This is a genomic window from Xanthomonas hydrangeae, from assembly GCF_032697525.1.
Taxonomy (GTDB): domain Bacteria; phylum Pseudomonadota; class Gammaproteobacteria; order Xanthomonadales; family Xanthomonadaceae; genus Xanthomonas; species Xanthomonas hydrangeae.
In genome coordinates, this window is sequence record NZ_CP103836.1 from 864,207 (window position 1) to 876,734 (window position 12,528).

At 64.5% G+C, this 12,528-nt stretch carries 9 protein-coding genes; 5 read left to right on the forward strand and 4 right to left on the reverse strand.

What is annotated here, in order from left to right; genetic code table 11:
- Nucleotides 1–109: 109 nt before the first annotated feature.
- Nucleotides 110–1,180, forward strand: coding sequence for a threonine dehydratase (locus NYR97_RS03520; RefSeq protein ID WP_425613061.1), 1,071 nt, complete (start codon nucleotides 110–112; stop codon nucleotides 1,178–1,180).
- Nucleotides 1,177–2,739 (forward strand): 2-isopropylmalate synthase, encoded by a 1,563-nt coding sequence (locus NYR97_RS03525; protein WP_316696719.1) that lies wholly within the window; start codon nucleotides 1,177–1,179, stop codon nucleotides 2,737–2,739. Before NYR97_RS03520 ends, NYR97_RS03525 begins: the two co-directional genes overlap by 4 nt.
- 716 nt (nucleotides 2,740–3,455) lie before the next feature.
- On the opposite strand, the gene leuB is transcribed toward NYR97_RS03525, so the two are convergent.
- The 3 genes from leuB to leuC all read right to left on the reverse strand — a co-directional run bounded on the left by leuB (nucleotide 3,456) and on the right by leuC (nucleotide 6,778).
- Complete coding sequence (gene leuB, locus NYR97_RS03530) at nucleotides 3,456–4,529, reverse strand: 3-isopropylmalate dehydrogenase (RefSeq protein ID WP_316696720.1); 1,074 nt, start codon at nucleotides 4,527–4,529, stop codon at nucleotides 3,456–3,458.
- Between the two features lie 93 nt (nucleotides 4,530–4,622).
- Complete coding sequence (gene leuD / locus NYR97_RS03535; RefSeq protein WP_316696721.1) at nucleotides 4,623–5,270, reverse strand: 3-isopropylmalate dehydratase small subunit; 648 nt, start codon at nucleotides 5,268–5,270, stop codon at nucleotides 4,623–4,625.
- A gap of 59 nt (nucleotides 5,271–5,329) precedes the next feature.
- Complete coding sequence (gene leuC / locus NYR97_RS03540; RefSeq protein ID WP_316696722.1) at nucleotides 5,330–6,778, reverse strand: 3-isopropylmalate dehydratase large subunit; 1,449 nt, start codon at nucleotides 6,776–6,778, stop codon at nucleotides 5,330–5,332.
- Between the two features lie 120 nt (nucleotides 6,779–6,898).
- Here leuC and NYR97_RS03545 point away from each other — a divergent pair, with 120 nt between their 5' ends.
- Complete coding sequence (locus NYR97_RS03545) at nucleotides 6,899–7,783, forward strand: LysR family transcriptional regulator (RefSeq protein ID WP_316696723.1); 885 nt, start codon at nucleotides 6,899–6,901, stop codon at nucleotides 7,781–7,783.
- 3 nt (nucleotides 7,784–7,786) lie between these two features.
- Here the strand turns inward: NYR97_RS03545 and NYR97_RS03550 are convergent, their stop codons facing one another.
- Nucleotides 7,787–10,801 carry a two-component regulator propeller domain-containing protein gene (locus tag NYR97_RS03550; protein ID WP_316696724.1) on the reverse strand — a complete coding sequence of 1,005 codons (3,015 nt, stop codon included), beginning with the start codon at nucleotides 10,799–10,801 and terminating at the stop codon, nucleotides 7,787–7,789.
- A 286-nt stretch (nucleotides 10,802–11,087) separates the two neighbouring features.
- On the opposite strand from NYR97_RS03550, the gene NYR97_RS03555 reads away from it, so the two are divergent.
- The gene (locus NYR97_RS03555; RefSeq protein WP_006451155.1) at nucleotides 11,088–11,741 is read left to right on the forward strand and encodes a TetR/AcrR family transcriptional regulator; all 654 of its coding nucleotides are present in this window, start codon (nucleotides 11,088–11,090) and stop codon (nucleotides 11,739–11,741) included.
- Nucleotides 11,742–11,869: 128 nt separating this feature from the next.
- The gene (locus NYR97_RS03560; protein WP_006451154.1) at nucleotides 11,870–12,526 is read left to right on the forward strand and encodes a protein-L-isoaspartate O-methyltransferase family protein; all 657 of its coding nucleotides are present in this window, start codon (nucleotides 11,870–11,872) and stop codon (nucleotides 12,524–12,526) included.
- Nucleotides 12,527–12,528 lie beyond the last annotated feature (2 nt).

The window sequence follows — 12,528 nt, forward strand, 5'->3', positions numbered from 1 at the left end:
CGTGACCATCAGATCGCTGTCCGGAGGTGTCTTCTTCCGGATTGGCCGCGCGCGTGCCGCAATGCCTGATTCCGGCCGCCCCTCTTCGCAGGAGCCAGACGTAAGCGACGTGGCCATCAGCGTGGCCGACGTGCTGGCTGCGCAGGCGCGTCTGCGCAAATACCTGTCGCCTACGCCGCTGCATTACGCAGAGCGTTTCGGTGTGTGGCTGAAGCTGGAAAACCTGCAGCGCACCGGCTCCTACAAGGTGCGTGGCGCACTGAACGCGTTGCTGGCCGGGCTGGAACGCGGCGACGAGCGTCCGGTGATCTGCGCCTCGGCCGGTAACCATGCGCAAGGCGTGGCGTGGTCGGCGTATCGGCTGGGCGTGCAGGCCATCACGGTGATGCCGTACGGCGCGCCGCAGACCAAGATTGCCGGGGTCGCGCACTGGGGCGCCACCGTGCGCCAGCATGGCAACAGCTACGACGAGGCGTTTGCGTTTGCGCGCGAACTGGCCGACCAGAACGGCTACCGCTTTCTGTCCGCCTTCGACGACCCGGACGTGATCGCCGGGCAAGGCACGGTCGGCATCGAACTGGCCGCGCACGCGCCGGATGTGGTGATCGTGCCGATCGGTGGCGGCGGGCTGGCCTCCGGGGTGGCGCTGGCACTGAAATCGCAAGGCGTGCGCATCGTCGGTGCGCAGGTGGAAGGCGTGGATTCGATGGCGCGCGCCGTGCGCGGCGACTTCCGCGAAATCACCCCGGTGCCCACGCTGGCCGACGGCGTGAAGGTCAAGATTCCCGGCTTCCTGACCCGCCGTTTATGCGCGAGTCTGCTCGACGATGTGGTGATCGTGCGCGAGGCAGAATTACGCGAAACCCTGGTGCGTCTGGCGCTGGAAGAACACGTCATCGCCGAGGGCGCCGGGGCACTCGCCTTGGCCGCCGGTCGCCGCGTTTCAGGCAAACGCAAATGTGCGGTGGTCTCTGGCGGTAATATCGACGCAACTGTGCTGGCCACCCTCTTGTCCGAGGTGCGGCCGCGTCCGCCACGCAAGCCGCGTCGTCGCAATACCGAGCGACTGCGCAACGAACGCAGCGCCAAGGCACTTCCCGAAACACCCGTTCTTTCCCGCCCATCCGCAGTCGCTCCAACGCCTGTCACCGCCATCGCCGTAGAGGAGTCTTCCTGGTGAACACGACCGTATCCAACCAGACCCCGCGTATCCGAATTTTCGACACCACCCTGCGCGACGGCGAGCAATCCCCCGGCTGCAGCATGACGCCCCAGCAAAAGCTGGTGATGGCGCGCGCGCTGGACGAGCTCGGCGTGGACATCATCGAAACCGGCTTCCCGGCCAGCTCGCATTCCGACCGCGAAGCCGTCGCGATGATCGGCCGCGAATTGCGCCGCCCCACGCTGGCGGTGCTGTCGCGCTGCCTGCAGGCCGATATCGAAACCTCCGCACGTGCACTGGAAGCAGCCGCCAATCCTCGCCTGCATGTGTTCCTGTCCACCAGCCCATTGCACCGCGAGCACAAGCTGCGCATGAGCCGCGAACAGGTGCTGGAGTCGGTGCACAAGCATGTGACGCTGGCGCGTGGCTACATCGACGATGTCGAGTTCTCCGCCGAAGACGCCACCCGTACCGAAGAGGATTTCCTGGCCGAGGTCACCCGCGTGGCGATCGCCGCCGGCGCCACCACGATCAATCTGCCGGACACGGTGGGCTTCACCACGCCGGAAGAAATCCGCGGCATGTTCTCGCGCCTGATCGCCAGCGTGGAAGGGGCCGACACCGTCATCTTCAGCGCGCACTGCCACAACGATCTGGGTCTGGCGGTGGCGAATTCGCTGGCGGCGATCGAAGGCGGCGCACGGCAGGTCGAATGCACCATCAATGGCATCGGCGAGCGTGCGGGCAACTGCGCGCTGGAAGAAATCACCATGGCACTGAAGGTGCGCGGTGCGTTCTACAACATCGATACCGAGATCAACACGCCGCGCATCGTGTCCACTTCGCAGTTGCTGCAGCGCCTGGTCGGCATGCCGGTGCAGCGCAACAAGGCGGTGGTGGGCGGCAATGCGTTCGCGCACGAGTCGGGCATCCACCAGCACGGCATGCTGCGCCATCGCGGCACTTACGAAATCATGCGTCCGGAAGACGTGGGCTGGGAGTCCTCGCAGATGGTGCTGGGCCGTCACAGCGGGCGTGCGGCAGTGGAGCAGCGTCTGCGCGCCTTGGGCTATTTGCTGGAAGAAGACGAGGTCAAGTTGGTCTTCGAGCAGTTCAAGGCATTGTGCGAGAAGCAGCGCGTGGTCACCGACGCCGATCTGCAAACATTGATGCAGGATGCCACCGTGCAGGAAGGCTACCGCCTGGCCTCCATGACCATCAGCGATGTCGGCAGCCGTGCGAACGCGCTGGTGGAGTTGTCCGATCCGGAAGGCAATCGCGTCGCCGAAACTGCGCAAGGCAATGGTCCGGTGGATGCGCTATTCGGTGCGCTGGCCTCGGCCACCGGTGTGAAGCTGGAACTGGACAGCTACCAGGTCCACAGCGTGGGCATCGGAGCGGACGCACGCGGCGAAGCCAGCCTGAGCGTGCGCCACGACGGCGTGGAATACGAAGGCACCGGCACCAGCAAGGACATCATCGAAGCCAGCGCGCTGGCGTGGTTGGATGTGGCCAACCGCCTGTTGCGCCAGCGCCAGCGTTGCGTGGTTGCCGGCAAGACGGCCGCGGTGGCGTAGCGCTGTCATCTGCTAAACGATGTAAATCTGACGGCCGGCGGAGTGATCTGCTGGCCGTCTTGGCTTTTGGTGGTTGGTGATTTGAACGTTTTCTAAGAATGTATTGCTTGCCGATCAGCAGCCGCAAAGAGTGGGAGCGCGGCGCCGCATCGACCAATCCCACGCACGACGTCTGCCGGTTTCGCGCAAACGCCTCGATCACTGAGGGCGCTTGCACGCGTACCGGCGTGGGACACGCCGCAAGTACGTCCGTGTAGGCTCTTACGCGGCATCCATGCCGCGTAAGGTCCCACGCCGGTACGCGCGCAAGCACCTCCGAATATTGTTGGTGGCTGAAGGAGAAGCGTTACTTGATTGATTGATCATGCTTTGGAGCGCGACCTTCGCTGGCGGAATATGGCAAAGCAATAGACGAAAAACTGCATCGACTACCGACTACCGACTACCGACTGCGGAATCTGCAAGCATCACGCCTACCAAAAGGCATTGCTTGCCGATCAGCAGCCGCGAAGAGTGGGAGCGCGGTGTCGCGTCCGGGGGCGGGACCGTGTGGCGGCATGGATGCCGCCACCGAGCCTACATGGACGTACTTGCGGCGTGTCCCGACACTGGATGCGGCACCGCGCTATTGATGACCCTCAAAAACGAAAGCGGCCATCGCCCAATAAAGCGATGACCGCTGCTAGCTCAACGAAAGACAAGCTGTACGATCACGCTTACAGCGCAGCAACCACCGCATCACCCATTGCGACCGTGCCGACCTTGGTCGTGCCTTCCGACCAGATGTCGGCAGTGCGCAGGCCTTGGTCGAGCACCTTGCCGACAGCCTGCTCGATCGCATCGGCAGCGGCGGCCTGCGCGAAGGTGTAGCGCAACATCATCGCCACCGACAGGATGGTCGCCAACGGATTGGCAATGCCCTTGCCGGCGATGTCCGGCGCCGAGCCATGACACGGCTCGTACATGCCTTTATTGTTGGCATCCAGCGAGGCCGAGGGCAGCATGCCGATCGAGCCGGTGAGCATCGATGCTTGATCGGACAGGATGTCGCCGAACATGTTGTCGGTCACGATCACGTCGAACTGCTTGGGTGCGCGCACCAGCTGCATGGCCGCGTTGTCCACGTACATGTGCGATAGCGCAATGTCTGGATAATTCTTCGCGACTTCCTCCACCACCGCACGCCATAGCTGGCTCGATGCCAACACATTGGCTTTGTCCACCGAACACAACTTCTTGCCGCGCAAACGCGCCATCTCGAAGCCGGCCTTGGCGATGCGACGGATTTCGCTTTCGCTGTACGGCAAGGTGTCGTAAGCCTGACGCTCACCATTTTCCAGCGTGCGCGTACCACGCGGTTGACCGAAGTAAATGCCGCCGGTGAGCTCGCGCAGGATCAGTAGATCCAGCCCCGCAACGACCTCCGGCTTGAGCGTAGAGGCATCGGCCAGCTGCGGATACAACAGCGCAGGACGCAGGTTGGCGAACAAGCCCAGCTGCGAGCGGATCTTGAGCAACCCACGTTCCGGACGCAGCGACGGATCGATGGTGTCCCATTGCGGCCCGCCGACCGCGCCCAACAGCACCGCATCGGCAGCGCGCGCGCGCTCCAGCGTTTCGTCGGCCAGCGGGCTGCCGTACTTGTCGTAGGCCGCGCCACCCAGTTCGTCGTACACCAGGGTGAAACCCAGGCCATGTTGCGCGTCGATCCGCGTCAGCACCTTGACCGCTTCGGCCATGATCTCCGGGCCAATGCCGTCGCCAGGAAGAATCAAAATCTGCTTGCTCATGCAATCCTCGTGAGTTGGCGCCGTAGCGCCGTTTGAATCAATGCAACGCAGCACGCATCTGGCGCGACTAATCGTTGATGGATGCTGCCGAATTCACTGCAGTGTGCCGAACAACCACGGTTGGCGCACGCGATGGCCTTGTTCGAAGCGACCGATCGCATCGGCGTCCTGCAAGGTCAGGCCGATGTCGTCCAGCCCGTTGAGCAGGCAGTGCTTACGGAACGCATCGATCTCGAAGCTGTATTCCACGCCATCGGGCCGGCGCACGCGCTGCGCGTCCAGATCCACGGTGAGTTGGTAGCCCTCGGTCGCCAGGCATTGTTGGAACAGCGCATCCACTTCCGCTTCGGCCAGCACGATCGGCAGCAGGCCGTTCTTGAAGCTGTTGTTGAAGAAGATGTCGGCAAAGCTCGGCGCAATCACCGTGCGGAAGCCGTATTCGTCCAGCGCCCACGGCGCGTGCTCGCGCGAGGAACCGCAGCCGAAGTTCTCGCGCGCCAGCAACACGCTGGCACCCTGATAGCGCGGGAAGTTGAGCACGAACTCCGGATTGAGCGGGCGCTGGCTGTTGTCGCGACCGGGCTCGCCGATATCCAGATAGCGCCACTCGTCGAACAGGTTCGGACCGAAGCCGGTGCGCTTGATCGACTTGAGGAATTGCTTGGGAATGATCTGGTCGGTATCGACGTTGGCGCGATCCAGCGGCGCGACCAGTCCGGTGTGTTGAGTGAAAGGGGTCATTGAGAGGCCGGGATTTGGGATTGGGGATTCGAAAAGGCTGGGGATGGCGGAGCGGTTTTTTACGAATCCCGAATCCCCACTCCCGAATCCCCGAGTTCACGCACATCGACAAAATGACCGCTCACCGCCGCTGCCGCTGCCATCGCCGGGCTGACCAGATGGGTGCGACCACCGGCGCCCTGGCGGCCTTCGAAATTGCGGTTGGAAGTGGACGCGCAATGCTCGCCGCTGCCCAGCTTGTCCGGGTTCATCGCCAGACACATCGAACAACCCGGCTCGCGCCATTCGAAGCCGGCGTCCAGAAACACCTGGTCCAGGCCTTCGGCTTCGGCCTGCGCTTTCACCAAACCCGAGCCCGGCACCACCAATGCTTGCTTGATGGTGGAAGCGACCTTGCGGCCCTTGGCAACCGCAGCGGCGGCACGCAGGTCTTCGATGCGCGAGTTGGTGCACGAGCCGATGAACACGCGATCCAGATGGATCTCGGTGATCGGCTGATTGGCGCGCAAACCCATGTATTTCAGCGCGCGCTCGATCGAGTCGCGCTTGGTCGGATCCTGTTCGGCGGCCGGATCCGGCACATGCTGATCCACCGCCAGCACCATCTCCGGCGAAGTACCCCAGCTGACCTGCGGCTTGATGTCTTCGGCGCGCAGTTCCACCACTGTGTCGAAGTGCGCATCGGCATCGGACACCAGCGTGCTCCACAACGCGACCGCCGCGTCCCAGTCGGCGCCCTTGGGCGCGAATGGGCGACCTTTGACGTAGGCAATCGTCTTGTCGTCCACCGCCACCATGCCGACCCGCGCGCCGGCTTCGATGGACATGTTGCAGATGGTCATGCGGCCTTCAATCGACAAATCGCGGATCGCGCTGCCGGCAAATTCCAGCGCATGGCCGTTGCCGCCAGCGGTGCCGATCTTGCCGATCACCGCCAGCACGATGTCCTTGGCGGTCACGCCGAACGACAACGTGCCCTCCACCCGCACCTGCATGTTCTTCATCTTCTTGGCGATCAGGCATTGCGTGGCAAGCACATGCTCGACCTCCGAGGTGCCGATGCCATGCGCCAGCGCGCCGAACGCGCCGTGCGTGGAGGTATGCGAATCGCCGCAGACCACGGTCATGCCCGGCAAGGTGGCGCCCTGCTCCGGGCCGACCACATGCACGATGCCCTGGCGCGCGTCGTTCATCTTGAACTCGAGGATGCCAAAGTCGTCGCAGTTCTCGTCCAGGGTCTGCACCTGCAGGCGCGAGACTGCGTCGGTGATCGACTCCAGCCCGCCCTGACGCTCGGCACGCGTGGTCGGCACGTTGTGGTCGGGCGTGGCGATATTGGCGTCGATGCGCCAAGGCTTGCGCCCGGCCAGGCGCAGGCCTTCGAAGGCTTGCGGCGAGGTCACTTCGTGCAGGATGTGGCGGTCGATATAGATCAACGACGAACCATCGTCACGGCGCGTGACCTCATGCAGTTCCCACAACTTGTCGTACAGCGTCTTGGCAGTCATCGCAGCAACCCGATTGGCGGATGGTGGGTGCGCCCACCTGGCTGAGTTCGATGCTAGGAGCTTGCCTTGGATAACGCAAATTCATATTGTTTATTCAACAAATGAATTTCAGGAATAGTAATGGACCTGGGCAGCCTCAGCGCGTTCGTGGCAATTGCCGAGAGCGGTAGCTTCTCTGCCGCCGGCGAGGCGCTGCACCTCACCCAACCGGCGGTGAGCAAGCGCATCGCCCTGCTGGAAGGGCAATTGTCTGCACGCCTGTTCGATCGCCTCGGCCGCCAGGTGGTGCTGACCGAAGCCGGCCAGGCCCTGCTGCCACGCGCGCAACGCATCCTGGCCGAGCTGCAGGACACCCGCCGCGTGCTGGAACACCTTGGCGCGGCGGTCGGCGGGCGCCTGAGCCTGGCCACCAGCCACCACGTCGGCCTGCACCGTTTGCCCGCCCTGCTGCGCCGCTTTGCTGCAGAACATCCGCAGGCGGCGCTGGACATCCAGTTCCTGGATTCGGAACTGGCCTATGCAGCCGTGCTGCGCGGAAAGGTGGAACTGGCGGTGACCACGCTGGCGCCGGACACGCGTGCGCCGCTAAGCGCGCGGCCGATCTGGCATGACCGCCTGCAGTTCGTGGTGGCGCCGGATCATCCGTTGGCATCACTGCGCGCAGTGACGCTGGAGGATGTGGTGGCGCACCCTGCGGTGCTGCCGGACCCGGGCACCTTCACCCATCGCATCGTCGCCGGCCTGTTTGCCGAGCGCGGGCTGGTGCCGAGCCTGCGCATGACCACCAACTATCTGGAGACGATCAAGATGCTGGTGTCGGTGGGCCTGGCCTGGAGCGTGTTGCCGGAGCGCATGATCGATCATCAGATCGTGGCGCTGCCGCTGGCCGATGTCGCGCTGTCGCGCGAGCTCGGCTGCGTGACGCATGGTGGGCGCACCTTGTCGCGGGCCGCGCAGGCATTTGTTGCACTGTTGCATGCGGAGGCGGATCAGGGGCAGCTGTAAACATCACCGCCCCACCAAGCGATCCCGCCCCTGCCGCTTGGCCTGATACAGACGGCGATCGGCCAATGCCAGCAATTCGCGCCGGCTGGGCGCTTCATCGCTCATCGCCATGCCCATGCTGGCGGTGCAACGCACGGTGGTGCCCTGGGCGTCGACATCGATCGTTGCAAGCCGTTGGCGCATGCGCTCGAACAGCGCGCGCGCCTGCGCCGCGTCCAGGCCGATGGCCGCCAGCAGGAACTCTTCGCCGCCATGCCGGGCGGCAAAGCACTGCGCCTGATCGTGTTCGCTCAATGCCTCGCCAATCGCAGACAACACCGCATCGCCGACCTCATGGCCGTAAGCATCGTTGATGCGTTTGAAGTGATCGATATCCATCAGCGCCAACGCCAATGCCGCACCACCGGCGCGCGCTTCGTCGAACCATTGCTGCAGCACGCGCTCGGCCTCGCGCCGGTTGGGTAGCGCGGTGAGCACGTCGTGGCTGGCGCGATACTCCAGCTGGCGCATCAATGCTTCGCGCTCCTGGCTGGCCTGCTGCAGCGCGAGGTTCTTGTCGCTCAACTCGCGTGTGCGCCGGTCGATCACCGTGTTGAGCTGACGCTGGCGTCGGCGGTAACTGGCCGTGCGCCATAAGTAAAACATGTAGATCACACTGCCCAGGCCAAGGATGCCCAGCGCGATCACTTCGCCACGCCGCCACCATGGCGGCGCCAGTTCGATGACCAGGCTGGATTCGCCCAGCAACGCGGTCTGCCGCCAGTCCACCGGCAGCGACATCGCCTGCACACGGAAACGAAAGCGGCCCGGCGGCAGATTGGTGTAGATCGCCTCGATGGCGCTGTCGGCATCCACCCACTCCGGATCGAAGCCTTCCAGCCGGTAGCGATAACGCACCTTGTCCGGCCCACGAAAATTCAACCCGGCATAGCCAATGGCGATACGCCGGGTGTCTGCGCCGAATCGATGCGGGTCGTTCAACGGCTGCACCATGCCATCGACCAGCAAGCGCTCGAACACGATCGGCAAGCGATGGCCTTGCAAGGTGCCCACACGCGCCGGATCGATCACCCCAAGACCGGCTGCGGTAGGAAACAACAGCTGCCCAGACTGCGTCATCCAGCCAGCCGGCGCGCTGCTGCCGTTGCCCTGATTGCCAGGCATGCCGTCGCTGCGATCCACCACTTCCACACTCAATTGCTCGCGCGTGCCCGCATCGAGCTGGTCGAAATCGCTGCGCGCGATGCGGAACACGCCATGGTTGCTCGACAACCAGAAATAGCCGCGGCCGTCGTCGATCACCCGAAACACCTTGTCGCGCGGCAGCCCGACCCGATGGTCGTAGACGCGGAATGTCTCTCCGCGCAAGCGCAACAGGCCGCGATCGCTGGCGATCCACAGATCGCCATTTGCATCGCGCAGGAAGTCGAAGGCGTTCTGCCCGGGGAAATCCTGCTCGCCCAGCCATGCGCGGGTGCTGCCGTCCGGCGACAGCGCGGTCATGCCGCGATCGGTGCCGCTCCACACGATCCCCTGCGCATCGCGGTACAGCACCTGCACCGAACCGTCCGGCACGCCGTCGGCGGCGGTGTAGTGACGCGCCTTGCCGTTGCGCCAACGCACCAGCCCGGCGGTGGTGCCGATCCACAGATCCTCGCCATCGGGCAGCACCGCGCGCACCGACATCGACGGCAAGCCCTCGGCTGCACCGATGCGCACCAGCACGCGGCCTTGGGCATCCAGACGCACCACGCCCTGGCTATAGGTGCCCGCCCACACGCCGCCGTCGCCGGCGTCGGCCAGCGCCAGCACCGACTGTTCCAGCACGCGCCCGCCCTCGCTGGGCGACAACGACACCCGGCTGATCTGCTCGCCGCGCCAGCGGTCCAGGCCCACCGCGCTGCCCACCCACACCGTGCCATTAGGCGTCTGCAGCACGCTGCGCACGTAATCGGAGGTGAGGCCATCCTCGTGGGTGACACCATGCGCGGCGCCTTCGGCAACCCGGAACAAGCCGTGTGTGCTGCCGACCCAGATCAGGCCTTCGGCATCTTCCAGCAAGGCCGGGCTGGCCACACCGGAAATGGCGATCTGCTCGTCCGGATCGTCCGCGCCGCTATGCACCACCAGCAGCCCGGTCGACAGACTCATCCATAGATGCCCGCGTCGATCCAGCAACAACGAATCCACGCGCTGGCCCTGACGGAAGCGTTGCAGGCCGCCGCCGCGGCTCCACCACCACACCCCGTCGTCGCCAGCCACCAGCAACCCACCTTCGCGGTCGCTGGCCAGCCGTCGCACCGGCGCATCGCGCATGCCATGCGCCTTGCCCCAGGCGGTTGCCTGGCTGCCATCCTGCGGCAGGCGATACAGCCCGACCTCGGTACCCACCCACAGATCGCCGTCGTCGTCTGCCGAGAGCGCGGTGACGCGTGCACGCGGCAGCCCGGCCTGGCGGCCCACATCGACCACCCGCCCATCGGCCTCGATCCGGTACAGCGTCTGCGGGGTGCCCACCCACAACGCGCCATCGGCACGCCGCAACAATGCGCTGACCGCCAGATGCCGCGCGGAGGCATCGCCCAGCTGCTGCCAGTGGCCGTCCTGATAGTGGTAGACCCCATCGAATGCGGTGCCGAACAACATCCCGCCGGTGCTGTCGCGTACCACCACGAACACACCGCCCAGCTCGACGCCCGGGGTGTTCTGACGGTCGTAGACCGTAAAATCGCGGCCGTTGAAGCGCGCCACGCCTTCCCAGGTGCCGAGCCAGATCAGGCCGTCTTCGCCCTGCGCCACCGCATGCACCAGGTTGTGCGGCAGGCCGTCGTCCATGCTCCAGCGGGTGACGGTGTGATACGCGGTGTGTTTGAGCGGCTGGCCGAAGGCGGGCCAGGCGCCGAGCAGCAGGCCGCACAGCAACGCGCATCGCCACAGCGACGGCCACAACGGCCCGATCCGCAGCACGTACCTGCTGCGGACGCAGCCTGTATGCGTTTGCGCCCCGACCCTGTCCACGCCTTCGTCCCTCGTCCGTCCCGTCTGAAGGTCGCCGACATACGCCGACGTACCGTCAGTCAATCTATCACCGGGGTTTTTTCAGCGCCCTAGGGGGATCCCCTACAGCGGCCAGGCGGACGATGACACCGGGAGGCATTCAGATGAAACAATTAACGGCGATAAGCAAGCCGGTGCGCGACGCTCAGCAACGGTGGCGGGGCAGATGCCACAGTTTATGAGCGCTTCAATGCATCCCATAGGCATCGAGTATAAATATAGAACCCGATGGTCTAGTATTGGCGATATGTCCAGTTCGCCCCCCCTCAAGTCCAAGACCAAGAGCAACGGTCCTGGGCGTCCCAAGGATCTTGGGAAACGCGCCGCCATCCTGGGCGCCGCCCGCACCATGTTCATGGAGCAGGGCTTTGCAGGGGTCAGCATGGACGGCATCGCCGCAGCCGCCGGCGTCTCCAAACTGACCGTTTACAGTCACTTTGGCGACAAAGAAAGCCTGTTTTCCGAAGCGATCCGCGCACAATGCCAACACATGATGCCGGACGATCTGTTCGACCACGCCCCCAAAGGCAACTTGCGCGACCAGCTGATCGAAATCGCCAATGCCTTCTTTACGATGGTCAGCGCCGACTCGGCGATCGCCACCCACCGCATGATGATGGCGCCCGGTACCGGCGACGTGCATGTGCGCGAAATGTTCTGGGATGCCGGCCCCAAGCGGACCCAACAGGCGCTGGCGGATTTCCTGTCGGCGCGGGTCGCCGATGGCCAATTGGAAATCCCCGAGCTGGAGCGCGCTGCTTCACAGTTTTTCTGCCTGCTGAAAGGCGAGCTGTATGCGCTGATGATGTGCGGCCTGCATGGCCAACCCACCCGCGCACAGGTGGATGAGCACATTCAGGCCAGTGTGGATTTCTTTTTGAGGGCGTATGCGCCGCGCTGATAGCACCGCGACGTTGGTGGCGATGACTTCCGGCACTGCGTGCTTTGGCCGCGCGCGGCGATGCTAGATGCGCCAGTTGCCTCGCGCACCGGTAAAATGCCTGCCCCACTGCGTTGGATAGCCGCACCATGACGATCGATTTCTCCCAAGCCCGCGAAAAAATGGTCGAACAGCAGATCCGGCCGTGGGATGTGCTGGATCTGCGCGTGCTCGACGTGCTGGCGCGCCTGCCGCGCGAGGCCTTCGTGCCGGAGGCTTACAAGACCCTGGCCTACGTCGACGTGGAAATTCCGCTGTCGGCCGGCCACAAGATGATGAAGCCGGTGGTCGAAGGCCGCATGCTGCAGGCGCTGGATCTGCAGCCGGGCGAAGACGTGCTGGAAATCGGCACCGGCAGTGGATTTTCCACCGCCTGCCTGGCCGCACTGGCCCGCGAAGTGGTGAGCCTGGAGATCGATCCGGCACTGGCCACCGCCGCACGCGCCAATCTGGACAGTACCGGACTGGGCAGCAACGTACGCATTGAAACCGCCGACGCGTTCGGCTGGCAGAGCGAGCGTCGTTTCGATGCCATCTGCATCACCGGCGCAGTCGACACCCTACCGACCCAGTGGCTGCAGTGGTTGCGCCCGAATGGCCGGCTGTTTGTTGTGCGTGGTCACGAACCGGTGATGGAAGCAGTCCTGGTGCGTGGCGACGTCAACGCTCCGCGCATCGAATCGTTATTCGAAACCGACCTCGCCTATCTTCAGGGCGCCGCGCCGACGCCCCGATTCCAATTCTGATT